The following is a 24,876-nucleotide window of genomic DNA, read 5'->3' as shown; positions in this document are numbered from 1 at the left end:
GCCGGGTAAGCGTAAGCGCCACCCGGCTTTTTTACATCTTCACCCTTTCATCCATGCCCGGATCCCATCCAGGAACATCTGCGTCGCCATCATCACCAGAATCAGCCCCATCAGGCGCTCGAGGGCGTTCACCCCTTTCTCGCCCAGCAGGCGCAGGAACAGCGACGACTGCAGCAGAATAATAAATGTCCCGCCCCAGGCGATCAGCAGGGCAATGACCAGGTGGCTCATCTGATTCGGGTACTGATGCGACAGCAGCATCAGCGTCGCCAGAATCGTTGGCCCGGCGACCAGCGGAATCGCCAGCGGCACGATAAACGGTTCTTCACCCGCAGGCAGGCCGCTGCTGCTGCCTTCCGCGCTCGGGAAAATCATCTTTATGGCAATCAGGAACAAAATGATCCCGCCGGAAATGGAGACCGTTTCGGCACGTAAGTTCAGGAAAGCGAGGATTTTTTCACCGGCGAACAGGAAGATAAACATCACCAGCAGGGCGATGAGCAGCTCGCGGATCATGATCGCCCGACGGCGCTTCGGCTCGGTGTGCTTCAGCACCGACATGAAAATCGGCAGATTACCGAGCGGATCCATAATCAGGATCAATAAAACCGCTGCGGAAATGATTTCACTCATCTTAAATTATCCCTGATACTTATTGTGGTCATTGCGATGATTAGCACTTTTTCTGATTGCCGGGCAATCATCGATTAATTTCGCTTGCGACTTTGGCAGCATTTTGTAATGTGAAGCATATCCCAGTTCAATACTGGCTTGCACAATCAGCACACACCCCTTGCAGGAAAAAAATGCTATGAAAAACGTTGGTTTTATCGGCTGGCGCGGTATGGTCGGCTCTGTACTCATGCAACGCATGGTTGAAGAGCGCGATTTCGACGCCATCCGCCCGGTCTTCTTCTCCACTTCCCAGCTCGGCCAGGCTGCACCGTCCTTTGGTGGTACCACAGGCACGTTGCAGGATGCTTACGATCTGGAAGCGCTGAAGGCACTCGACATTATTGTGACCTGCCAGGGCGGCGATTATACCAACGAAATTTATCCGAAGCTGCGTGAAAGCGGCTGGCAGGGCTACTGGATTGACGCGGCCTCTTCGCTGCGTATGAAAGACGATGCCATCATCATTCTCGACCCGGTTAACCAGGATGTCATCACCGACGGCCTGAACAACGGCGTGAAAACGTTTGTTGGCGGTAACTGCACCGTCAGCCTGATGCTGATGTCCCTCGGCGGCCTGTTCGCACAGGATCTGGTGGAGTGGGTCTCCGTAGCGACCTACCAGGCGGCGTCCGGCGGCGGCGCGCGTCATATGCGCGAGCTGCTGACCCAGATGGGCCAGCTGCACCAGAGCGTCGCGACCGAGCTTGCAAACCCGGCGTCCGCGATCCTTGATATCGAGCGTAAAGTTACTCAGCTCACCCGCAGTGGCGAATTGCCGGTGGATAACTTTGGCGTACCGCTGGCCGGCGGCCTGATCCCGTGGATCGACAAACAGCTGGATAACGGCCAGACCCGCGAAGAGTGGAAGGGCCAGGCTGAGACCAACAAAATTCTCGCCACCGCGAACACCATTCCGGTTGACGGTCTGTGCGTGCGTATCGGCGCGCTGCGCTGCCACAGCCAGGCTTTCACCATTAAACTGAAAAAAGATGTGTCTATTCCGACCGTGGAAGAGCTGCTGGCCGCGCACAACCCGTGGGCGAAAGTGGTGCCAAACGATCGCGATATCACCATGCGCGAACTGACCCCGGCAGCCGTTACCGGCACGCTGACCACCCCGGTTGGCCGCCTGCGCAAGCTGAACATGGGACCGGAGTACCTCTCCGCGTTCACCGTTGGCGACCAGCTTCTGTGGGGTGCCGCCGAGCCGCTGCGCCGCATGCTGCGCCAGCTGGCGTAATAATTTGTTAAACACCGGGGGTGAATGTCACCCCCTTTTTTTGCGTACTACATGGAGTAAAACGCAGATGTCTTATTTTTTATCAGGAGGGCCCACGACGTTGGCTATGCTTTAAGGAAGATTTATTTCTCACCTGAGGGTAGGGCGGAGCAGAGAGGATTAACTGCACCGTTTAGGTCACATTAAAAGTCGTCCCGGAGCGCGTAAAAAGGGCGACATAAAAAAACAGGATGAATACCATGTCCGATCGTATTTCGAGAGACGTGATTAATGCGCTTATTGCGGGTCACTTTGCCGACCCCTTTTCTGTGCTAGGGATGCACCGTACAGAGGCCGGACTGGAAGTTCGGGCGCTGTTACCGGATGCAACAGAAGTGTGGGTTATCGAACCCAAAACCGGCCGCAAGGTGGGTAATCTGGAATGCCTCGACTCGCGTGGCTTCTTCTCGGGCGTCATGCCCCGCCGTAAAAATCCTTTTCGTTATCAGCTTGCCGTTATCTGGCACGGTCAGCAAAACCTGATTGATGATCCCTATAGCTTCGGCCCGCTCTTAAAAGAGATGGACGCCTGGCTGCTGTCCGAAGGGACCCATTTACGCCCCTACGAAACGCTGGGTGCCCATGCGGATACCATGGACGGTATCACCGGCACGCGCTTTGCCGTATGGGCGCCAAACGCCCAGCGCGTCTCCGTCGTCGGGCAGTTCAACTACTGGGACGGTCGTCGTCACCCCATGCGCCTGCGCCGGGAAACCGGCATCTGGGAGCTGTTTATCCCCGGCGCGCATAACGGTCAGCTCTACAAATTCGAGATGATCGATGCCAACGGCAAGCTGCGTATTAAATCCGACCCGTACGCCTTTGAGGCCGAACTGCGCCCGAATACCGCCTCGCTGATTTGCGGCCTGCCGGAGAAGGTTGTCCAGAGCGAGGAGCGCAAGCAGGCCAACCGCTTTGATGCGCCGATCTCCGTCTATGAAGTGCATCTCGGCTCCTGGCGTCGCCACACCGATAACAACTTCTGGCTGAGCTATCGCGAGCTGGCGGACCAGCTGGTGCCGTACGCCAAATGGATGGGCTTTACCCATCTGGAGCTGCTGCCAATCAACGAACACCCGTTCGACGGTAGCTGGGGCTATCAGCCGACCGGGCTATATGCGCCTACGCGCCGCTTCGGCACGCGCGATGACTTCCGCTATTTCATTGATGCCGCGCACGCCGCCGGACTGAACGTGATCCTCGACTGGGTGCCGGGCCACTTCCCGTCGGATGATTTTGCGCTGGCAGAGTTTGACGGTACGAAGCTGTACGAGCACAGCGATCCGCGCGAAGGCTATCACCAGGACTGGAACACGCTGATCTACAACTACGGTCGCCGTGAAGTGTCAAACTACCTGGTCGGGAACGCGCTGTACTGGATCGAACGTTTCGGTATTGATGCCCTGCGCGTCGATGCGGTGGCGTCGATGATCTACCGCGACTACAGCCGCAAAGAGGGTGAGTGGATCCCAAACGAGTATGGCGGGCGTGAAAACCTCGAAGCGATTGAGTTTCTGCGCAACACCAACCGCATTATCGGCGAGCAGGTGGAAGGCGCCGTGACCATGGCTGAAGAGTCAACCGACTTCCCGGGCGTTTCCCGTCCACCGGCAATGGGCGGCCTGGGCTTCTGGTACAAGTGGAACCTCGGCTGGATGCACGACACGCTCGACTACATGAAGCTTGACCCGGTTTATCGTCAGTATCACCACGATAAGCTCACCTTCGGGCTACTCTACAACTACACCGAAAACTTCATGCTGCCGCTGTCGCACGATGAAGTGGTACACGGCAAGAAATCCGTTCTCGACCGCATGCCGGGGGACGCGTGGCAGAAGTTTGCCAACCTGCGCGCCTATTACGGCTGGATGTTCGCCTTCCCGGGCAAAAAGCTGCTGTTTATGGGCAACGAATTTGCGCAAGGGCGCGAATGGAACCACGACACCAGCCTTGACTGGCATCTGCTGGAAGGCGCGGACAACTGGCACCACGGCGTGCAGCGTCTGGTTCGCGACCTGAACCTGACCTATCGCCACCACAAAGCGCTGCACGAGCTGGACTTCGATCCGTACGGCTTTGAGTGGCTGGTGGTGGACGACCACGAGCGCTCGGTGTTTGTCTTTGTGCGCCGCGACAAGGCGGGTAACGAGATCATTGTCGCCAGCAACTTCACGCCGATACCGCGCGAACACTACCGCTTCGGCATAAACCAGCCGGGCAAATGGCGAGAAATCCTTAACACCGACTCCATGCACTACCACGGCAGCAACGCTGGTAACGGCGGGCTGGTACAGAGCGACGCCATCGAAAGCCACGGTCGTCCGAACTCCCTTGGCCTGACGCTGCCGCCGCTGAGCATAATCTGGCTGGTGCGGGAGGGAGAATGACGCAGCTCTCGGCAGGTAAACCCGAACCGCTCGGGGCGAGGTTTGACGGAAAGGGGGTGAACTTCACGCTCTTTTCTGCCCATGCTGAGCGGGTGGAACTCTGCGTGTTTGACGGGGAAGGTAACGAACACCGTTACGATTTACCGGCGCGCACGGGGGATACCTGGCATGGCTACCTGCCCGGAGGACGGCCGGGGATGCACTACGGTTTTCGCGTACACGGCCCCTGGGAGCCCTCTCAGGGGCACTGGTTTAACCCGGCGAAGCTGCTGATTGACCCATGTGCGCACCGCGTGGACGGCGAGTTTAAAGACGACCCGCTGTTCCACGTTGGCTACGGCGAACCAGACCACCGCGACAGCGCACCCGTCGCGCCCAAAAGCGTGGTGGTACACGATCTCTACGACTGGGAAGACGATGCCCCGCCGCGCACGCCGTGGGGCAACACCGTTATTTATGAAGCCCACGTCAAAGGGCTGACGTATCTGCATCCGTCAATCCCCAAAGAGATGCGCGGTACCTACAAAGCGCTTGGGCATCCGACGATGGTCGCGTACCTGAAGCACTTAGGGATCACCGCCCTGGAGCTGTTGCCCGTGGCGCATTTTGCCAGCGAGCCGCGGCTGCAGCGTCTTGGGTTAAGCAACTACTGGGGCTACAACCCGCTGGCGATGTTCGCCCTCGACCCGCGCTACGCGGTGCATCCGGAGAAGGCGCGGGATGAGTTTCGCGATGCGGTGAAGGCGCTTCACGCGGCGGGTATCGAGGTCATTCTGGACGTGGTGTTGAACCACAGTGCAGAAAGCGATCTTGATGGCCCGACGCTCTCTCAGCGCGGAATCGATAACCGTAGCTATTATTGGATCAGGGACGACGGCGATTACGAGAACTGGACCGGGTGCGGTAACACCCTCAACCTCAGTGATCCGGCCGTTACGCATTACGCGTACGCGTGCCTGAAATACTGGGTTGAGACGTTCCACGTGGACGGTTTTCGTTTCGACCTGGCGCCGGTAATGGGGCGCACCCCGGCGTTCAGCCAGCAGGCGCCGCTGTTTGAGGCCATCAAAAACTGTCCGGTGCTTTCAAAGGTGAAGCTGATTGCGGAGCCCTGGGACATCGGCGAGGGCGGTTATCAGGTGGGGAACTTCCCGCCGCTGTTTGCCGAGTGGAACGACCACTTCCGCGATGCCGTCCGCCGCTTCTGGCTGACGCGCGATCTGTCGCTGGGGGAGTTTGCCGGTCGCTTTGCCGGCTCCAGCGATCTCTTTAAGCATGACGGCAAACGTCCGTCGGCCACCATTAATCTGGTGACGGCGCACGACGGTTTTACGCTGCGCGACTGCGTTTGTTTCAATCAGAAACACAATGAGGCAAACGGCGAAGAGAATCGCGATGGGACTAACAACAACCATAGCTTTAACCATGGTATAGAAGGGTTAGGCGGAAGTCTGGATGTGATCGAGCGGCGACGCGCCAGCGTTCATGCGCTGCTGACGACGCTTTTGTTGTCGCAGGGCACGCCGATGCTGCTGGCGGGCGATGAGCACGGTCACAGCCAGCACGGCAACAACAACGCCTATTGCCAGGACAACACCTTGACCTGGCTCAACTGGGAAGAAGCGAACAGCGGGTTGACCCATTTCACCGCGGCGCTGATCCATCTTCGCCAGCACATCCCCGCGCTCACCGCCGACTGCTGGTGGGAAGAGGGCGACGGCAACGTTCGCTGGCTGAATAAAGACGCGCAACCGTTAAGCGCGCAAGAGTGGCAACACGGCATACCCTGTCTGCAAATCCTGCTTTCGGATGCGTGGCTGGTGACGCTGAACGCGACGGATGACGTCGCAGAGATTGTTTTACCTGACGGGGAATGGCGAGCCATTCCTCCCTTTGCCGGAGCGGATAATCCGGTTGTTATGGCTGTCTGGCACGGGCCTGCGCACGGAGTGTGCGTATTCCAAAGATGATAAAAAAGGAGTTAGTCATGGTTAGATTAGAGAAGAACGATCCGTTAATGTTGGCGCGCCAGCTACCATTAAAAACAGTTGCCCTGATCCTCGCGGGCGGGCGTGGTACCCGTCTGAAAGATTTGACCATCAAGCGCGCCAAACCGGCCGTTCACTTTGGTGGTAAGTTCCGTATTATCGATTTTGCACTCTCCAACTGCCTGAACTCAGGCATTCGCCGTATTGGCGTCATTACCCAGTATCAGTCGCACACGCTGGTGCAGCACATTCAGCGCGGCTGGTCATTCTTCAGCGAAGAGATGAACGAGTTTGTCGATCTGCTCCCGGCGCAGCAGCGCGTTCACGGGGAGAACTGGTACCGCGGCACGGCGGATGCCGTGACCCAGAACCTCGACATCATTCGCCGCTACAACGCGGAATACATCGTTATCCTCGCCGGGGACCACATCTATAAGCAAGATTACTCCCACATGCTGATCGACCACGTCGAAAAAGGTGCGCGCTGCACCGTGGCGTGTCTTCCGGTGCCTGTTGCAGAAGCAACCGCGTTTGGCGTGATGCATGTAGATGGCGATGACAAGATTATCGACTTTGTCGAAAAACCGGCGAATCCGCCAACCATGCCGGGAGACGACACCAAATCGCTCGCCAGCATGGGGATCTATGTCTTTGATGCCGATTATCTTTATGAGCTGCTGGAAGAAGACGACAAAGACGAAAACTCCAGCCACGACTTCGGTAAAGACATCATCCCGAAAATTACCAAAGCTGGCATGGCGTATGCACATCCTTTCCCATTGTCCTGCGTGCAGTCCGATCCAAATGCGGAACCTTACTGGCGCGACGTCGGCACGCTGGAAGCCTACTGGAAAGCCAACCTCGATTTGGCATCTGTGACGCCTGAACTGGATATGTACGACCAGAACTGGCCGATTCGCACCCATATGGAATCGCTGCCGCCGGCGAAGTTCGTCCAGGATCGCTCCGGCAGCCACGGTATGACGCTGAACTCGCTGGTCTCTGGCGGGTGCATTATCTCCGGTTCGGTGGTGGTGCAGTCCGTGCTGTTCCCGCGCGTGCGTATAAACTCATTCTGTAATATCGATTCGGCAGTCCTGCTGCCGGATGTCTGGGTAGGGCGCTCATGTCGTCTGCGTCGCTGCGTTATCGACCGTGCCTGCGTCATTCCCGAAGGGATGGTGATTGGGGAAAACGCGGAAGAAGATGCACGTCGTTTCTACCGATCGGAAGAGGGGATCGTGTTAGTAACACGGGAAATGTTGCGGAAGCTGCAAATCAAACAGGAGCGATGATGCAGGTTTTACACGTATGTTCTGAGATGTTCCCGTTGTTAAAAACGGGCGGACTGGCGGATGTTCTTGGTGCATTACCGGCGGCGCAAATTGCCGGAGGGGTGGATACCCGCGTGTTGTTACCCGCTTTTCCGGATATCCGGCGTGGTATTCCCGATGCGAAGGTTGTTACCCGCCGCGAGACCTTCGCGGGACGTATCACCCTGCTGTTTGGACATTACAATGGCGTAGGGATTTACCTGATTGATGCGCCGCATTTATACGACCGACCCGGCAGCCCGTATCACGATACCAACCTGTACGCCTATACCGATAACGTGCTGCGCTTTGCCCTGCTCGGCTGGGTGGGGGCGGAGATGGCCGTCGGGCTGGATCCGTTCTGGCGTCCGAACGTGGTGCACGCGCACGACTGGCATGCGGGGCTGGCTCCTGCGTATCTGGCGGCGAAAGGACACCCGGCGAAATCGGTGTTTACGGTGCACAACCTGGCGTATCAGGGCATGTATTACGCGCATCATATGAATGACATCGATCTGCCATGGTCGTTCTTTAACATGCACGGACTGGAGTTTAACGGACAGATTTCGTTCCTGAAGGCCGGTCTGTACTACGCCGACCACATCACGGCGGTCAGCCCAACCTACGCGCGGGAAATTACCCAGCCGGAGTTCGGTTACGGTATGGAAGGGCTACTGCAACAGCGCCACCGTGAAGGTCGTCTGTCGGGCATTCTGAACGGCGTGGATGAACAGATCTGGAATCCGGAAACGGACCTCCTGCTGGCAGCGCGCTATGGTCGCGACTCCGTGGAGGACAAAGCGGAGAACAAGCGTCAGCTACAGATTGCGATGGGGCTGAAGGTCAACGACAAGGTACCGCTGTTTGCGGTGGTCAGCCGCCTGACCAGCCAGAAAGGGCTGGATCTGGTGCTGGAAGCGCTGCCAGGATTACTGGAGCAGGGCGGCCAGCTGGCGCTACTCGGCGCGGGCGACCCGGTATTGCAGGAAGGTTTCCTCGCGGCCGCGGCGGAACATCCGGGGCAGGTGGGCGTGCAGATTGGCTATCACGAAGCGTTCTCGCACCGCATCATGGGCGGCGCAGACGTGATTCTGGTGCCGAGCCGTTTCGAGCCCTGCGGCCTGACGCAGCTCTATGGTCTGAAATACGGCACGCTGCCGCTGGTACGCCGCACGGGCGGGCTGGCGGATACGGTGTCTGACAGCTCCCTGGAAAACCTGGCGGATGGTATCGCCAGCGGGTTTGTTTTCGAGGACAGTAATGCCTGGTCGCTACTTCGGGCGATCCGGCGTGCTTTCGTCTTGTGGTCCCGTCCATCCCTGTGGCGTTACGTACAACGTCAGGCGATGTCCATGGACTTTGGCTGGCACGTTGCGGCGCAGTCCTACCGCGACCTTTATCAACGCTTGATGTAACGAGGCGAAGTTACTGATATGAATGCTCCATTTAGCTACTCTTCCCCCACGCTCAGCGTTGAGGCGTTGAAACACTCCATCGCCTATAAGCTGATGTTTACCATTGGGAAAGATCCAGTTATTGCCAACAAACATGAGTGGCTGAACGCCACGCTGTTTGCGGTGCGTGACCGTATGGTCGAACGCTGGCTGCGCTCCAACCGCGCCCAGCTCTCGCAGGAGACGCGACAGGTGTATTACCTGTCGATGGAGTTTTTGATTGGTCGCACCCTCTCCAATGCGCTGTTATCGCTCGGGATTTATGACGACGTCAAAAACGCACTGGAAGAGATGGGGCTGGACTTAGAAGAGCTGATTGACGAAGAGAACGACCCGGGGCTGGGTAACGGCGGTCTCGGGCGTCTTGCCGCCTGCTTCCTCGATTCACTGGCGACGCTGGCGCTGCCGGGACGCGGGTACGGTATTCGCTACGACTACGGCATGTTCAAGCAGAACATCGTTGATGGCCGTCAGAAAGAGTCGCCGGACTACTGGCTGGAGTACGGTAACCCGTGGGAGTTCAAGCGCCACAACACGCGCTACAAGGTGCGTTTTGGCGGGCGTATTCAGCAGGAAGGGAAAAAATCCCGCTGGGTGGAAACCGAAGAGATCCTCGCCGTGGCCTATGACCAGATTATCCCCGGCTACGACACCGATGCGACCAACACGCTGCGCCTGTGGAACGCGCAGGCCAGTAGCGAGATCAACCTCGGTAAATTCAATCAGGGTGACTACTTCGCGGCGGTGGAAGATAAAAACCACTCTGAGAACGTGTCCCGCGTCCTGTATCCGGATGACTCGACCTACTCGGGCCGCGAGCTGCGTCTGCGTCAGGAGTATTTCCTCGTCTCGGCAACGATTCAGGATATCCTTAGCCGTCACTATCAGCTGCACAAAACCTATGCGAATCTGGCGGAAAAAACCGCTATTCACCTCAACGATACCCATCCGGTGCTGTCGATCCCTGAGCTGATGCGCCTGCTGATTGACGAGCATAAGTTCAGCTGGGATGACGCGTTTGAAGTGACCTGCCAGGTGTTCTCGTACACCAACCATACGCTGATGAGTGAAGCGCTGGAGACGTGGCCGGTGGATATGCTCGGCAAAATTCTGCCGCGCCACCTGCAAATCATCTTCGAGATCAACGACTACTTCCTCAAGACCTTGCAGGAGCAGTACCCGAACGATACCGGCCTGCTGAGCCGCGCCTCGATCATTGATGAATCCAATGGTCGCCGCGTACGCATGGCCTGGCTGGCGGTGGTGATCAGCCATAAGGTCAACGGGGTTTCAGAGCTGCATTCGAACCTGATGGTGCAGTCGCTGTTTGCAGACTTTGCGAAGATCTTCCCGACGCGTTTCTGCAACGTGACCAACGGCGTCACCCCGCGCCGCTGGCTGGCGCTGGCGAACCAGCCGCTGTCTGACGTGCTGGACGAAAATATCGGCCGCACCTGGCGCACCGATTTGAGCCAGCTGAGCGAGCTTGAGCAACACATTGATTTTCCGACGGTGAACAAAGCCGTACGGGAAGCCAAGCTGCTGAACAAGAAACGGCTGTCAGTCTGGCTGGCGATGCATCTCAACGTGGTGGCGAACCCGAAAGCGCTGTTCGACGTGCAGATCAAACGTATCCACGAGTACAAGCGTCAGCTGATGAACGTCCTGCACGTCATCACTCACTACAACCGCATTAAGGCTGACCCGACGGCGGAGTGGGTGCCGCGCGTGAAAATCTTTGCCGGTAAGGCGGCCTCCGCGTACTACATGGCGAAGCACATCATTCATCTTATCAACGATGTGGCGAAGGTAGTGAACCAGGATCCGGACATTGGCGACAAGCTGAAAGTGGTGTTTATCCCGAACTACAGCGTAAGCCTGGCGCAGCTGATTATTCCGGCGGCGGATCTCTCTGAGCAGATTTCCACGGCGGGGACGGAAGCATCCGGCACCAGCAACATGAAGTTTGCCCTGAACGGCGCGCTGACCATCGGCACGCTGGACGGCGCAAATGTCGAAATGCTGGAGCATGTGGGCGCGGAGAATATCTTTATCTTCGGGAATACGGCGGAAGAGGTAGAGGCGCTTCGCAAGCAGGGCTACTCGCCGCGTGAGTATTATGAAGAGGATGAAGAGTTACGCCAGGTGCTGACGCAAATCGCCACCGGGGTGTTTAACCCTGAGGAGCCTGGGCGCTATCGTGACCTGGTGGACTCGCTGATTAACTTTGGCGATCACTATCAGGTGCTGGCGGATTACCGCAGCTACGTGGATTGTCAGGATAAGGTGGACGAACTGTACCGTCAGCAGGAGAAGTGGACCAGCGCCGCGATGCATAACATCGCCAACATGGGATACTTCTCGTCAGACAGGACCATCAAAGAGTATGCCGAGAATATCTGGCATATTGATCCGGTGAGGTTGTAAAACAAAGCCGGGTGGCGGCTCCGCCTTACCCGGCCTACTCGATCCTGTAGGCCCGGTAAGCGCAGCGCCACCGGGCATTTTTTGTCACCCTCAGGACGCCAGTGACAATTCACGCTTTCCCGCATGCTGTTGCAACCATTGCGCCACGCGAGACTGCTGCTCGGCATTCAGCCACATCCCTTCTTTAGTACGACGCCAGATGGCATCGTCCAGACGGCGCACCCATTCGTGTTCCACCAGGTAGCGCAGTTCCGCTTCGTACAGCTCATGGCCAAAATGCTCGCCCAGATCGGCAATCTCTTTCGCGTTGCCGAGGAACAGTTCGGTATTGCTGCCGTAGGTGCGGGCGTAGTGGCGCGCCATTCCTTCGGTAATGAACGGGAAGCGGCGACGCAGCTTCGCGGCGTAATCGTCGCGGTTATTGCCGATATCGCCGCCAGGCAGCACGGCGCCTTTCGTCCACGCCGGGCCGATGCCTTTGTAATACGGCGCCAGTTTCTCCAGCGCGTGCTCCGCCAGTTTACGGTAGGTGGTGAGCTTACCGCCAAACACCGACAGCAGCGGCGCCTGACCGTCCACGTCATGAATATCAAGCGTATAGTCACGGGTGATGGCCTGCGGTGAGTCAGACTCGTCATCACACAGCGGACGCACGCCGGAGTAGGTCCAGACCACGTCATCGCGCGCCAGCTGTTTCTTAAAGTGTGCGTTGTACACTTTCAGCAGGTAGCTGACTTCGCTCTCTTCAATCTCAACGTTTTTCGGATCGCCCTTGTACTCCACGTCAGTGGTGCCGATGATGGAGAACTCGTCCATCCACGGGATCACAAACACGATGCGCTTGTCTTCGTTTTGCAGGATATAAGCCTGCTTCTGGGTATGCACGCGCGGCACCACAATGTGGCTGCCCTTGATCAGGCGGATGCCGTACGGAGAAGGCAGGTGCATACCGTCATCGAAGAACTGTTTTACCCACGGGCCGGTGGCATTCACCAGGCCGCGCGCTTTCCAGCTAAACTTCTCACCGGTATCTACGTCTTCCGCTTCCACAATCCACAGGCCGTTTTCGCGGCGCGCGGCGATCGCGCGGGTACGGGTTTTCACCTCGCCGCCTTTCTTCTCGACCATCTGCGCGTTAGCCAGCACCAGACGCGCATCGTCCACCCAGCAGTCGGAATATTCGAAACCGCGCACGATTTCAGGCTTAAGGACCGATTCTGAGCCAAAACGCAAACCGGTTGAACCCGGCAGGCTGGTGCGTTTACCCAGATGATCGTACATAAACAGACCGATGCGGATCATCCACGCCGGACGCAGATGCGGGCGATGGGGCAGGCGGAAGCGCATCGGGATCGCCAGATGCGGAGCCATTTTCAGCAGCACTTCGCGTTCGGCCAGCGCTTCGCTGACCAGGCGGAATTCGTAGTGTTCCAGGTAGCGCAGGCCTCCGTGGATCAGCTTGGAGCTGGCGGACGACGTCGCGCAGGCGAGATCGTTAGCTTCCAGCATCAGCACGGATAAACCGCGTCCTGCGGCATCAACCGCAATACCGGCACCGTTGATGCCCCCGCCTATCACAATCAGATCTTTGGTTTCCATAACACCCTCATGCACTTTCGTTAAAGCTCAAAAATGTTCGATATCGCTCATAATAGCAAAGGAACGCGCTTTTGGTAACATCAAAAAAACAATTTAGAGTGATATGGATAACATAATGGCGTTTACCCGCCGCCAGGACGTACACTACGGGGTAAAATCGTGCGACTAACTTTTCTCCCTCTCCCTGTGGGAGAGGGCTGGGGTGAGGGCACCAGAGCGCACCCAACCAGAACAACAGAAAGAGAACACCATGGATCAGTTTGAATGTATTAACGTAGAAGAAGCCCATCAGAAGATGCACCAGAAAACCGCGGTGCTGGTGGATATCCGCGATCCGCAGAGCTTTGCGATGGGCCACACGCCGGGCGCGTTCCATCTCACCAACGACACGCTGGGCGCGTTTATGCGCGATAACGACTTCGACACGCCGGTGATGGTGATGTGCTATCACGGCAACAGCAGTAAAGGCGCGGCGCAGTATCTGCTCCAGCAGGGTTACGACGCGGTATACAGCGTCGATGGCGGCTTCGATGCATGGCATCGTCATTTCCCGGCAGAAGTTGAATACGCGTTTGAGCGCTGATCCCGCTATACTGTCCCCTTTTGTGTGGAAATAAGCGACCGCTGCCCATGTTGATGATCACCTCTTTTAGCAACCCGCGCGTCGCCCAGGCGTTTGTCGACTATATGGCGACGCAGGGCATTATCCTGACTATTCAGCAGCATACACAGACGGATGTCTGGCTGGCAGACGAAAGCCAGGCTGGGCGCGTGAACGCCGAGCTGGCGCGTTTCCTGGAAAACCCGGGCGACCCGCGTTATCTGGCAGCAAGCTGGCAATCCGGCCAGACCGACAGTGGCCTGCACTATCAACGTTTTCCGTTTCTCGCCACCCTCCGCGAGCGCGCAGGACCGTTTACGCTGCTTTTGATGGCAGCCTGCATCAGCGTCTTCATTATTATGAGCGTGGTGGGCGACCAGAGCGTGATGATTGCCCTCGCATGGCCGTACGATCCCTCCCTGCATTTTGACGTCTGGCGCTACTTCACGCATGCGCTGATGCACTTCTCGGTGATGCATATCCTCTTTAACCTGCTGTGGTGGTGGTATCTCGGCGGGGCGGTGGAGAAGCGGCTCGGCAGCGGCAAGCTGATTGTGATCACCCTTATCAGCGCCCTGTTAAGCGGCTATGTGCAGCATAAATTCAGCGGTCCGTGGTTTGGCGGGTTATCCGGCGTGGTGTACGCCCTGATGGGTTACGCCTGGCTCAGAGGCGAGCGCGACCCGGAAAGCGGCATCTATTTACAACGTGGATTAATAACCTTTGCGTTAATATGGCTTATTGCCGGATGGTTTGATCTGTTTGGTATGTCTATCGCCAATGGTGCGCACGTTACCGGCCTGGCGGTCGGGCTGGCGATGGCGCTGGCCGATACGCTCCATGCGCGAAAACGAACATAATTCCCAGGGATATTTCATGAAACAAACACAACGTCATGACGCCATTATCGAACTGGTAAAAAAACAGGGATACGTCAGTACTGAAGAGCTGGTGGAGCAGTTTGCCGTCAGCCCGCAAACCATCCGTCGTGACCTCAACGACCTGGCCGATCAGAACCGTATTCTGCGCCATCACGGCGGCGCGGCGCTGCCGTCCAGCTCGGTGAACACCTCATGGCATGATCGTAAGGCGACGCAAACGGCAGAGAAAGAGCGTATCGCCCGTAAAGTGGCGAGCCAGATCCCGAACGGCGCGACGCTGTTTATTGATATCGGCACCACGCCGGAAGCGGTCGCCCATGCGCTGCTGAATCACGAGAACCTCCGCGTGGTGACCAACAACCTGAACGTGGCAAACACGTTGATGCAGAAAGACGATTTTCGCATCATCCTCGCGGGCGGCGAACTGCGCAGCCGCGACGGGGGCATTATCGGCGAAGCGACGCTCGATTTTATCTCTCAGTTTCGCCTCGACTTCGGCATTCTGGGGATCAGCGGCATCGACACCGACGGCTCGCTGCTGGAGTTTGATTACCACGAGGTGCGCACCAAGCGCGCGATTATTGAGAACTCGCGCCACGTGATGCTGGTGGTGGATCACTCGAAATTTGGCCGCAATGCGATGGTCAACATGGGCAGCATTAGCATGGTTAATGCGGTCTACACCGACGAGATGCCGCCGGCGGGCGTGTTGCAGGTGATTAAGGATAACAATTTGCAGCTGGAGTTGTGCTAGCGGTTGTGTCGGGTGGCGCTGCGCTTACCCGACCTACAAAACCCGTAGGCCGGGGTGAGGGCATCAGGCCGCACAAAACTAAACTCCGTACCCCATCATCTTCAACAACTGCTGCGCATGCTGCACCGCGTCCTGACGGTGCGCCACGCCCAGCTTCTGATACAGATTGCGAATGTGCGTTTTGATGGTGGTTGCCGCCACCGCCAGCTCACCGGCAATCTGCTCGTTGCTGTAGCCGGAATAGATCAGCCCCAGCACCTGCCATTCACGCTGGGTGAGCGGGCTGGTGCGGATAAGCTCCGGCACTTCCGGATGGTTCAGCAGACGTTCAACAAAGTTCTCATCGAAGTGCGCAAACTTGTGGCGGTGGTGCTGGTTAATCTCGCGCAGAATGCGCTGGGCGCGATGCTGATCGAGTTCCGGCAGCGTGTTGAGCTGAATCAGCTGGCGCAACTGCTGGGCCATCACTTCACCCTCAATCACAAAGTGGCTGATAAACCCGGTGCGGTTCGCCAGCTGCAACGCTTCCAGCAGCACGCGCTGGGCATCGTTTTTACGTCCCGCCTGCCAGTAAAGCTGGTTTAACAGCAGCAGGTTGCGGTTTAAATCGCTCATCAGGCGCAGGCTACGGGCGTTTTCGTTTAACTCTTCCAGCACGATTTCGGCAGGCTCGAAGTCACCCAGCAGGATCTGCACGCGGGCAATATTGCGCCACTGGCTTTGCAGGAAGTGGTTATTGGCAAATTCTGGTTTAGGCGTGTGACGCAGCCAGTTGGCGGCGGACTTTTTATCGCCGGTCATCTGCCAGTATATCACCCGGACCTTATCGGCGTTGGAGACCCAGTCGCTATGGTACTGCCCGTTGCCGAGCAGGTTTTCCAGGCGGTTAAGGTGGTTGCGGGCATTATCCAGGTCGCCGCGCGCCAGCGAGCACTGCACCAGCAGGGCCAGGCACTGGAGTTGCTGCTGCGGCTGGAAGCTCGAAAGCACATTCAGGCCCTGGCGGGCGCAGCTTTCTGCTTCATCCAGACGCGACCATGCCCAGAGCAGCTGAGCGCGAATACGCAACAGGAACTCATGCATTGGCAGCTGTTCCAGATGCTGCTCACGGATCAGCTGGAACGCTTTCTCCTGGTTTTCCCAGGCGGCCTGCAGGAACCCCTGAGCAAATAAAATCTCGCTTTGCTGGATCAGGCTCCACAGTGCGTAATGCCAGACATCGTGGCGGCGGGCCATCTGTTCGGTTTGCTGCATGAGCGAAAGCGAACGCGTGAGGTCGCCCTTACAGTGCAGCACTTCGCCGTGTACCGAGGTGGCCACAATACGGCTGTAGAAATTCGCCAGCGGCAGCTCATCCAGCGCGACCATCGCCAGCCGTTCGGCTTCTTCCGGGTCGCCGTCGTTAATCGCCACCTGCGCACGCAGGGCGTTAAATTCGCCGTGCAGGGTGGCATCCATCTCGCTTTCCATCTCCTGCTCGGCGCGCGCCAGCAGGGTGTTCACTTCGCTGTAGCGATGCTGGCTCTGCATCAGCCAGGCCTGGAGCAGCACCAGACGCGGATTCTCCAGCAGGCTCTCCCACGGCAGCGCTTTTAACGACTCTTCCAGCAGCGTCAGTTCGCTGTGGTTGAACAGTCCCCACGCGTGGTTGAGCAGAATATCGCGCAGCATATCGGCATCTCCGGCGGCCAGCGCATGGTGGATAGCCTCGCTCGGGAAACCTTGCGCCATCCAGCTTTCGGCGGCGGCGCGGTGAATTTCTGGCAGCTCTGCGGCCATCTCCCACTGGCAACGCTGGCGCAGGAAGCTGCCAAACAGCGGATGGTAGCTAAACCATTCGCCGGGATCGTCCATTCGCGTCAGGAACAAACCCTGACGTTCAATCTCTTCGAGCTGAAGCTGCCCGTTTTCAATACCGGTGACGCGCACAATCAGCGCATCGTTCATCGAACGTAGCAGGGAGCTTTTCAGCAGGAAATGGCGGGTAGTGAGGTCTACGCTGTTGAGTACCTCATCCACCAGATAATCCGACAGGTGGCTGGCGTTGATGCCCGCCAGGCGGCGCGCGGACTGGTGCGTTGGGCTATTGTTTTGCCGCGCGGAAAGGGCAATCAGCTGAAGCGCCGTGGCCCAGCCTGCAACGTCATCACACAGGCGGCTGCTTTCCGACGCCTCAATCGGAGAAGTCAGACGGCAGTCAAAGAACTGTTTCGCTTCCTGATGGGTAAAGGCCAGCTGCTGACTGCCAATTTCCAGTAGCTGATCGCGCACCCGCAGGTTGGCAATGCCCAGCTGCGGAAGGTTGCGCGACAGGACGACCAGCGTCAGGTTTTCCGGCTGATGGCGCAGGAAGAACCGCATGGACTCGTGAATAACCGGGTTGGTGATCAGATGATAATCATCAATCACCACATACAGCGGGCGATGCCATTCGGCCAGTTCGATAAACAGCTGGGAGAACAGAGAGGACAGGCTGGCGTACTGGCGCTTTTGCACCATCACCTCGCTGGTGACGCAGTGTCCGTTGGTTGCCTGCTGAATCGCGGCAATTAAATAGCTGGCAAAACGCTCCTGCTGGTTATCACCTTCATCCAGGGAGTACCAGCCAAGATCGCTTTTACCTGCCGCCCATTGCGAAATGAGCGTTGTTTTTCCATAACCCGCAGGACTCGTAACCAGCGCCAGTCGGAAATTATGCGCACCGGAAAGTTTAGCCAGCAGGCGCTCGCGGACCACAGTATGGTCAAGACGAACCGGGCGACTTAATTTGGACGGAATCAACATAGTTTTCACTTCACTGTGGGGAACGAGAGAATTTATTTTTTTTGCGCTTCGTAATTAATATCTATAAGTTCGGCCAATAGAGGAACTATTGCAAGTTATGTCTGGGTTTGGAGGCTCTGAATTTGCACTCTGTCACAAAACATTCTCATCATTGGTGGAACTTTTCATAAATGGCTGGATGCCGCGCTGTTACTGGCTTGTCTGCATGGCGCGCGGTTGCGCTGAAACTGGTTTCAGAAAGAGATAATGACGGTGAAGTTAATTAACTTTGGGGAAAGTTGCTCTGGCTTAATAGTGTTGCTGGAAAGCCGCTGTACGTGAGAAATATTATTCTACGTAAGTAATCATTTCAGCGATGATTAATTTCCTCCGAAACTGCATTTCATTTCTTTGACGCTCTTCCGGGATCGCTTTTTCAGCGAAGCGCACACTTACACAGTGGCCTCGATCACACTTTTATGCTCATCCCCGCTACTCCTCCCTGCCTAATCCCCGACAGGAGGAGGAAGAGGCGCAATGAGCCAGGCACACTAGCGCCAAATGTGTTTTCTCTCTACAGGATGCCGATTCCCTATGTCACAGCCTACTTTCAACAAAGCTCAATTCCAGGCTGCCCTGACGCGTCAGTGGCAGCGTTTTGGCCTTCATGCTGCAAACGAGATGACGCCTCACCAGTGGTGGCAGGCGGTGAGCGGGGCGCTCGCAGAGCAGCTGGACGCTCAGCCCGCGACGAAGCCTGTGAAAGGCCAGCGTCACGTCAACTACATTTCGATGGAGTTCCTGATTGGCCGTCTGACGGGTAACAATCTGCTGAACCTTGGCTGGTATCAGGACGTTGGCGACGTGCTGAAAGAACACGACATCAACCTGACCGATCTGCTGGAAGAAGAGATTGATCCGGCGCTGGGTAACGGCGGTCTGGGACGTCTGGCAGCCTGCTTCCTGGATTCCATGGCAACCGTGGGCCAGTCGGCCATTGGCTATGGTCTGAACTACCAGTACGGTCTGTTCCGCCAGTCGTTCGCTGACGGCCACCAGATGGAAGCGCCGGACGACTGGCATCGTAATACTTACCCGTGGTTCCGCCACAACGCACAGCTGGATGTGCAGGTCGGGATTGGCGGGAAAGTCACGAAGCAGGGGCTCTGGGAACCAGCGTTCACAATTACCGGTGAAGCCTGGGATCTGCCGGTGCTCGGCTACCGTAACGGCGTGGCGCAGCCGCTGCGTCTGTGGCAGGCGAAGCACGCGCATCCATTCAACCTGACTAAATTCAATGACGGTGATTTCCTGCGCGCCGAGCAACAGGGTATCGACGCCGAGAAGCTGACCAAAGTGCTCTACCCGAACGACAACCATCTGGCGGGTAAAAAGCTGCGCCTGATGCAGCAATACTTCCAGTGCGCCTGTTCCGTCGCGGACATTCTGCGCCGCCACCACCTGGCGGGCCGCAAGCTGGCGCAGCTGCCGGACTTCGAAGTTATTCAGCTCAACGACACGCACCCAACCATTGCCATCCCGGAACTTCTGCGCGTGCTGATCGACGAGCATCAGCTGAGCTGGGACGACGCCTGGGCCATCACCAGCCGCACCTTCGCCTACACCAACCACACCCTGATGCCGGAAGCGCTGGAGTGCTGGGATGAGAAGCTGGTGAAAACGCTGCTGCCGCGCCATATGCAGATCATCAATAAGATTAACGACCAGTTCAAAACGCTGGTGGAGAAAACCTGGCCGGGCGACAAAGCCGTCTGGGCGAAGCTGGCCGTGGTACACAACAAACAGGTGCGCATGGCAAACATGTGCGTGGTAAGCGGCTTTGCGGTGAACGGCGTGGCCGCGCTGCACTCGGATCTGGTGGTGAAAGATCTCTTCCCGGAATACCACCAGCTGTGGCCGACCAAATTCCACAACGTGACCAACGGCATTACGCCGCGTCGCTGGATCAAACAGTGCAACCCGCTGCTGGCCGGCCTGCTGGACAAGACCCTGAAGAAAGAGTGGGCCAACGATCTGGACCAGCTCATCAACCTGGAAAAATACGCTGACGACGCGAAGTTCCGCGAGCAGTACCGCGCCATTAAGCTGGAGAACAAGGTACGTCTGGCCGAGTTCGTGAAAATGCGTACCGGAATTGAAATTAACCCAAATGCGATTTTCGATATCCAGATCAAACGCCTGCACGAGTACAAACGTCAGCATCTGAACCTGCTGCACATTCTGGCGCTGTACAAAGAGATCCGCGAGAACCCTCAGGCCGACCGCGTCCCGCGCGTGTTCCTGTTCGGTGCGAAAGCGGCGCCGGGCTACTACCTGGCGAAAAACATTATCCTTGCCATTAATAAAGTGGCGGCGGCGATCAACAACGATCCGAAAGTGGGCGACAAGCTGAAGGTGGTGTTCCTGCCGGACTACTGCGTCTCTGCGGCTGAAATGCTGATCCCGGCGGCGGATATTTCCGAGCAGATCTCTACCGCCGGTAAAGAAGCGTCCGGCACCGGCAACATGAAGCTGGCCCTGAACGGCGCGCTGACCGTCGGCACGCTGGACGGTGCGAACGTTGAAATCGCCGAGAAGGTCGGTGAAGAGAACATCTTTATCTTCGGCCATACTGTTGAAGAAGTGAAAGCCATCAAAGCCAAAGGGTATGACCCGGTGAAATGGCGTAAAAAAGACAAAGTGCTGGATGCGGTGTTGAAAGAGCTGGAAAGCGGGAAGTACAGCGATGGCGACAAGCACGCGTTTGACCAGATGCTGCACAGCATGGACAAACAGGGCGGCGACCCGTACCTGGTAATGGCGGACTTTACCGCTTACGTTGAAGCGCAGAAGCAGGTCGACGTGCTGTACCGTGACCAGGATGCCTGGACTCGCGCATGTATCCTGAACACCGCGCGCTGCGGTATGTTCAGCTCTGACCGCTCAATCCGTGATTATCAGGCTCGTATCTGGCAGGCAAAACGCTAAGGAAGCGCGATGGAGAGTAAACGTCTGGACAGTGCCGCGCAGGCGGCGGGAATTAGCCTCAGTTACATCAATGCGCACGGCAAACCGCAGTCTATTGGTGCGGACACCAAAAGACGTTTGCTGGATGCCATGCACAAAACCGACGCGAAAGCGTCGGGAGCGCCGGTGCCGAACGTGAAGGTCTTTACCGCGGGCAAGAAGATGCCGCTGGCGGTGGAAGGGCGCGGCGAGTTCAGCTGGCTGCTCACCACCGAAGAGGGGCATCAGCATAAAGGCCATGCCACCGGCGGCAAAACCCTCACCCTTCCGGCGAAGCTGCCGGAGGGCTATCACAGCCTGACGCTCACCCAGAATGACAGCCGCTTCCACTGTCGGGTGATCGTCGCGCCGAAGCGCTGCTATGAGCCGCAGGCGCTACTCGAAGGCAAAAAGCTGTGGGGCGCCTGTGTGCAGCTTTACACCTTGCGTTCAGACAGCAACTGGGGCATTGGCGATTTTGGCGACCTGAAAAAGATGCTGGCATCTGTTGGTGAGCGCGGCGGGGCATTTATCGGCCTCAACCCGATCCACGCCCTCTATCCGGCGAATCCGGAAAGCGCGAGCCCGTACAGCCCGTCTTCCCGCCGCTGGCTGAACGTGATCTACATCGACGTTAACGCGTTAGACGATTTCAAAAACAGCAAAGAGGCGCAGGCGTGGTGGAAGCTGGACACCACCCAACAGATGCTGAAACAGGCCCGCGATGCGGACTGGGTCGATTATGCCTCCGTGACCGCGCTGAAAATGGCGGCGCTGCGTCTGGCCTGGAAGGGCTTTGCGAAGCGTGACGACGAGCAGATGGCAGCCTTCCGCCAGTTTGTGATGCAGGAAGGCGAGAGCCTTTACTGGCAGGCGGCGTTTGATGCGCTGCATGCGTATCAGGTCCAGGAGGATGAGATGCGCTGGGGCTGGCCGGTGTGGCCGGAAGCGTATCAGTCCGTGGATACCCCGGAAGTGAAGGCGTTTTGTGAGACGCATGCCGACGAGGTGGATTTCTATCTCTGGTTGCAGTGGCTGGCGTACAGCCAGTTTGCTGCCTGCTGGCAGGTGAGTCAGGGCTATAACATGCCGATCGGTCTGTATCGCGATCTGGCCGTCGGCGTGGCGGAAGGCGGGGCGGAGACCTGGTGTGACCGTGAACTTTACTGTCTGAAAGCCTCCGTCGGTGCGCCGCCGGATATTCTGGGCCCGCTTGGTCAGAACTGGGGCTTGCCGCCGATGGATCCACACGTGATGGCGGCGCGTGCCTACGAGCCGTTTATCGATCTGCTGCGCGCTAACATGCAGAACTGCGGCGCGTTGCGTATCGACCATGTCATGTCTGTGCTGCGTCTGTGGTGGATCCCGTACGGTGAAACGGCCGATCACGGGGCGTACGTGCAGTATCCGGTGGACGATCTGCTCTCAATCCTCGCGCTGGAGAGTAAACGTCATCAGTGCATGGTGATTGGCGAAGATCTCGGTACCGTGCCGGTTGAGATTGTCAGCAAGCTCCGCGACAGCGGGGTTTACTCCTACAAAGTGCTCTATTTTGACAACGACCATGAGAAAACCTTCCGCGCGCCGAAAGCGTACCCTGAACAGTCAATGGCAGTCGCGACGACGCATGATCTTCCTACGCTCAGAGGCTACTGGGAAAGCGGCGACCTGACGCTCGGCAAAACGCTGGGTCTCTACCCGGATGAAGAGGTTCTGCGTGGGTTGTATCAGGATCGCGAGCTGGCGAAACAGGGGCTGCTGGATGCGCTGCATAAGCATGGCTGTCTGCCGAAGCGCGCCGGGCATAAGGCGTCGCTGATGTCGATGACGCCAACGCTTAACCGTGGCTTACAGCGCTATATTGCCGACAGCAACAGCGCGTTGCTCGGTCTGCAACCGGAAGACTGGATTGATATGGCGGAGCCGGTAAACATACCCGGTACCAGCTATCAGTACAAAAACTGGCGTCGCAAGCTGTCCACTACGCTTGAAGCGATGTTCGCCGATGACGGGGTGAACAGGCTGATTAAGGATTTGGATAAACGGCGAAAAGCAGCCGCGAAGAAATAATAAAAAACCCGCCAGTGGCGGGTTTTTTATTGCCCGGAGGCGCTAACGCTTACCGGGCCTACAGGTATCGAGTAGGTCGGGTAAGGCGTAGCCGCCTCCCGACTCATGGCATTAAATCACCATATTCAACAGCAGCACCCCGACCAGACCGCACACCGAAATAATGGTTTCCAGCGCGGACCAGGACTTGATGGTTTCACCGATGGTCAGGTTGAAGTACTCCTTGAACAGCCAGAAGCCCGGATCGTTCACGTGGGAGAAAATCACGCTGCCCGAACCGACCGCGATAACCATCAGCTCAGGGCTTACGCCCGTGGTCGCAATCAGCGGCGCAACGATACCACCCGCGGTAATCGCCGCAACGGTTGCAGAGCCCAGCGCGATACGCAGCACCGCGGCAATAGACCATGCCATCAGGAGCGGCGATACGTTGGTTTCATGCATCATGGCAGCAATGTATTTATCCACGCCGCTGTCGACCAGCACCTGCTTAAACGCGCCGCCACCGCCGATGATCAGCAGCATCATGGCAATGATTTTGATGGAAGAGGTCAGCGTGTCGTTGATCTGATCCATGGAGCGACCGCGGTTAAGACCGAAGGTAAACATGGCGATCAGGACCGCAATCAGCGTTGCCATCACCGGGTCGCCCAGGAACTCCGCAACGGACAGGAACGCGTGACCTTTCGGCAGAACCATCTCTGCTACGGCACGCATTGCCATCAGGATCACCGGCACCAGAGAGGTCCAGACGCTGACGCCAAAGCCAGGCATCTCTGCATCTGTGAAGGTTTTGGCGCTGTACAGGCCTTCCGGGATGGGCTTATCAATGCCTTTCAGGAAGCGCGCATAAACAGGACCGGCCAGGATAACCGTTGGGATCGCCAGAATCGTACCGAACAGCAGGGTTTTACCCATGTCGGCATGGAAGATGGTAGCGATAGCCGTTGGACCCGGATGCGGCGGCAGGAAGCCGTGGGTGACGGACAGCGCCGCAGCCATCGGTACGCCTACGAACAGCAGCGGGATGTTGGCGGCAGCGGCGATGGTGAACACCAGCGGCAGCATCAGGACGAAGCCCACTTCATAGAACAGTGCGAAACCGACGGTAAAACCGGTTAACACCACCGCCCACTGGATGTGCTGCTTGCCAAATTTATCGATAAGGGTAGTGGCAATACGCTGCGCGCCACCGCAGTCCGCGAGCATTTTACCGAGCATGGCGCCGAAGCCCATGATCAGCGCCAGGCTGCCGAGCGTACCGCCGACACCGGCTTTAATGGAGCTGATAACTTTAACCAGCGGCATTCCCTGCATCAGACCGACTGCAAGTGCCACCAGAACCAGAGCGATAAATCCGTTCATTTTGAAGCGGATCATCAAGAGCAGTAATAACACAACACCGATAGCGACGATGACTAATGGCATGATTGACCTGGCCTTTGAATTGTTATGGGTAACGTCATTGTTTCAACGACAAATTCCGGTTGTCCCAACTGGGAACAGAGTATTAACGGCACTCATACTGATGCCTGCGAAAACGATAAGTTTAGTCGGCTGTTATAAGGGTGTTGAGTGCCCATGGGAATGATACGGGTAACATGACGTGATTGAGAATCACCCAGGGAGGCAAAATTTGAATTATGAGACGCAGGTCAACATATAGAGGGGGAGGCAAG

At 57.3% G+C, this 24,876-nt stretch carries 15 protein-coding genes; 11 read left to right on the top strand and 4 right to left on the bottom strand.

All coding sequences use genetic code 11. The features are described from left to right. Positions 1-39 precede the first annotated feature (39 nt). Entirely contained in the window at positions 40-633 is a 594-nt protein-coding gene (yhgN, locus tag ACQG11_RS07530) for an NAAT family transporter YhgN (RefSeq protein ID WP_003861574.1), read from the bottom strand. A gap of 178 nt (positions 634-811) precedes the next feature. Here yhgN and asd point away from each other — a divergent pair, with 178 nt between their 5' ends. The 6 genes from asd (at position 812) to glgP (ending at position 11,523) form a co-directional block, all read left to right on the top strand. Continuing rightward, a complete protein-coding gene (asd, locus tag ACQG11_RS07525) occupies positions 812-1,915 on the top strand; it encodes an aspartate-semialdehyde dehydrogenase (protein WP_022649649.1) in 1,104 nt (367 codons plus the stop codon). A 239-nt stretch (positions 1,916-2,154) separates the two neighbouring features. Further along, on the top strand, positions 2,155-4,341 hold the full coding sequence (gene glgB, locus ACQG11_RS07520) for a 1,4-alpha-glucan branching enzyme (RefSeq protein WP_426728278.1): 2,187 nt from the start codon (positions 2,155-2,157) through the stop codon (positions 4,339-4,341). Further along, on the top strand, positions 4,338-6,311 hold the full coding sequence (gene glgX / locus ACQG11_RS07515; protein ID WP_426728277.1) for a glycogen debranching protein GlgX: 1,974 nt from the start codon (positions 4,338-4,340) through the stop codon (positions 6,309-6,311). The genes glgB and glgX overlap by 4 nt, the downstream gene beginning before the upstream one ends. Positions 6,312-6,328: 17 nt before the next feature. Beyond that, positions 6,329-7,624 (top strand): glucose-1-phosphate adenylyltransferase, encoded by a 1,296-nt coding sequence (gene glgC / locus ACQG11_RS07510; protein ID WP_003861582.1) that lies wholly within the window; start codon positions 6,329-6,331, stop codon positions 7,622-7,624. Beyond that, a complete protein-coding gene (gene glgA / locus ACQG11_RS07505; protein ID WP_022649646.1) occupies positions 7,624-9,057 on the top strand; it encodes a glycogen synthase GlgA in 1,434 nt (477 codons plus the stop codon). Before glgC ends, glgA begins: the two co-directional genes overlap by 1 nt. 18 nt (positions 9,058-9,075) lie before the next feature. Next, positions 9,076-11,523, top strand: a complete 2,448-nt coding sequence (glgP, locus tag ACQG11_RS07500; RefSeq protein WP_023307123.1) for a glycogen phosphorylase — start codon at positions 9,076-9,078, stop codon at positions 11,521-11,523. Positions 11,524-11,613: 90 nt separating this feature from the next. On the opposite strand, the gene glpD is transcribed toward glgP, so the two are convergent. Beyond that, a complete protein-coding gene (gene glpD, locus ACQG11_RS07495) occupies positions 11,614-13,122 on the bottom strand; it encodes a glycerol-3-phosphate dehydrogenase (RefSeq protein WP_038416857.1) in 1,509 nt (502 codons plus the stop codon). Positions 13,123-13,372: 250 nt separating this feature from the next. Here glpD and glpE point away from each other — a divergent pair, with 250 nt between their 5' ends. Genes glpE through ACQG11_RS07480 form a run of 3 tightly spaced genes read left to right on the top strand, consistent with a single transcriptional unit; the run spans position 13,373 to position 15,358 of the window. Further along, positions 13,373-13,705: a thiosulfate sulfurtransferase GlpE gene (gene glpE / locus ACQG11_RS07490; RefSeq protein ID WP_022649643.1), complete on the top strand. Its 333-nt coding sequence runs from the start codon at positions 13,373-13,375 to the stop codon at positions 13,703-13,705. A gap of 47 nt (positions 13,706-13,752) precedes the next feature. After that, positions 13,753-14,583 (top strand): rhomboid family intramembrane serine protease GlpG, encoded by an 831-nt coding sequence (gene glpG / locus ACQG11_RS07485; RefSeq protein WP_426728276.1) that lies wholly within the window; start codon positions 13,753-13,755, stop codon positions 14,581-14,583. A 16-nt stretch (positions 14,584-14,599) separates the two neighbouring features. Next, the gene (locus ACQG11_RS07480; RefSeq protein WP_022649641.1) at positions 14,600-15,358 is read left to right on the top strand and encodes a DeoR/GlpR family transcriptional regulator; all 759 of its coding nucleotides are present in this window, start codon (positions 14,600-14,602) and stop codon (positions 15,356-15,358) included. Between the two features lie 78 nt (positions 15,359-15,436). Here the strand turns inward: ACQG11_RS07480 and malT are convergent, their stop codons facing one another. After that, on the bottom strand, positions 15,437-18,142 hold the full coding sequence (gene malT, locus ACQG11_RS07475) for an HTH-type transcriptional regulator MalT (protein WP_423398101.1): 2,706 nt from the start codon (positions 18,140-18,142) through the stop codon (positions 15,437-15,439). 573 nt (positions 18,143-18,715) lie between these two features. On the opposite strand from malT, the gene malP reads away from it, so the two are divergent. Beyond that, a complete protein-coding gene (gene malP / locus ACQG11_RS07470) occupies positions 18,716-21,109 on the top strand; it encodes a maltodextrin phosphorylase (protein ID WP_022649639.1) in 2,394 nt (797 codons plus the stop codon). Positions 21,110-21,118: 9 nt separating this feature from the next. Next, complete coding sequence (gene malQ, locus ACQG11_RS07465) at positions 21,119-23,197, top strand: 4-alpha-glucanotransferase (RefSeq protein ID WP_426728275.1); 2,079 nt, start codon at positions 21,119-21,121, stop codon at positions 23,195-23,197. Between the two features lie 111 nt (positions 23,198-23,308). Here malQ and gntT read toward each other — a convergent pair whose 3' ends face one another. Further along, the gene (gntT, locus tag ACQG11_RS07460) at positions 23,309-24,625 is read right to left on the bottom strand and encodes a gluconate transporter (protein WP_023298788.1); all 1,317 of its coding nucleotides are present in this window, start codon (positions 24,623-24,625) and stop codon (positions 23,309-23,311) included. Positions 24,626-24,876: the final 251 nt, after the last annotated feature.

It is taken from the genome of Enterobacter cloacae complex sp. 372C4 (assembly GCF_050030615.1).
Taxonomy (GTDB): Bacteria; Pseudomonadota; Gammaproteobacteria; order Enterobacterales; family Enterobacteriaceae; genus Enterobacter; species Enterobacter intestinihominis.
This window is presented reverse-complemented; position numbering and strand designations above follow the sequence as displayed.

Bases quoted from the DNA above. Each gene is read 5' to 3' on its own strand.
- glgC (WP_003861582.1), top strand. From the start codon at position 6,329: ATGGTTAGATTAGAGAAGAACGATCCGTTAATGTTGGCGCGCCAGCTA.
- glpE (WP_022649643.1), top strand. From the start codon at position 13,373: ATGGATCAGTTTGAATGTATTAACGTAGAAGAAGCCCATCAGAAGATG.
- glgA (WP_022649646.1), top strand. From the start codon at position 7,624: ATGCAGGTTTTACACGTATGTTCTGAGATGTTCCCGTTGTTAAAAACG.
- malT (WP_423398101.1), bottom strand. From the start codon at position 18,142: ATGTTGATTCCGTCCAAATTAAGTCGCCCGGTTCGTCTTGACCATACT.
- gntT (WP_023298788.1), bottom strand. From the start codon at position 24,625: ATGCCATTAGTCATCGTCGCTATCGGTGTTGTGTTATTACTGCTCTTG.
- glgP (WP_023307123.1), top strand. From the start codon at position 9,076: ATGAATGCTCCATTTAGCTACTCTTCCCCCACGCTCAGCGTTGAGGCG.
- glgX (WP_426728277.1), top strand. From the start codon at position 4,338: ATGACGCAGCTCTCGGCAGGTAAACCCGAACCGCTCGGGGCGAGGTTT.
- malP (WP_022649639.1), top strand. From the start codon at position 18,716: ATGTCACAGCCTACTTTCAACAAAGCTCAATTCCAGGCTGCCCTGACG.
- glgB (WP_426728278.1), top strand. From the start codon at position 2,155: ATGTCCGATCGTATTTCGAGAGACGTGATTAATGCGCTTATTGCGGGT.
- ACQG11_RS07480 (WP_022649641.1), top strand. From the start codon at position 14,600: ATGAAACAAACACAACGTCATGACGCCATTATCGAACTGGTAAAAAAA.
- glpG (WP_426728276.1), top strand. From the start codon at position 13,753: ATGTTGATGATCACCTCTTTTAGCAACCCGCGCGTCGCCCAGGCGTTT.
- asd (WP_022649649.1), top strand. From the start codon at position 812: ATGAAAAACGTTGGTTTTATCGGCTGGCGCGGTATGGTCGGCTCTGTA.
- malQ (WP_426728275.1), top strand. From the start codon at position 21,119: ATGGAGAGTAAACGTCTGGACAGTGCCGCGCAGGCGGCGGGAATTAGC.
- yhgN (WP_003861574.1), bottom strand. From the start codon at position 633: ATGAGTGAAATCATTTCCGCAGCGGTTTTATTGATCCTGATTATGGAT.
- glpD (WP_038416857.1), bottom strand. From the start codon at position 13,122: ATGGAAACCAAAGATCTGATTGTGATAGGCGGGGGCATCAACGGTGCC.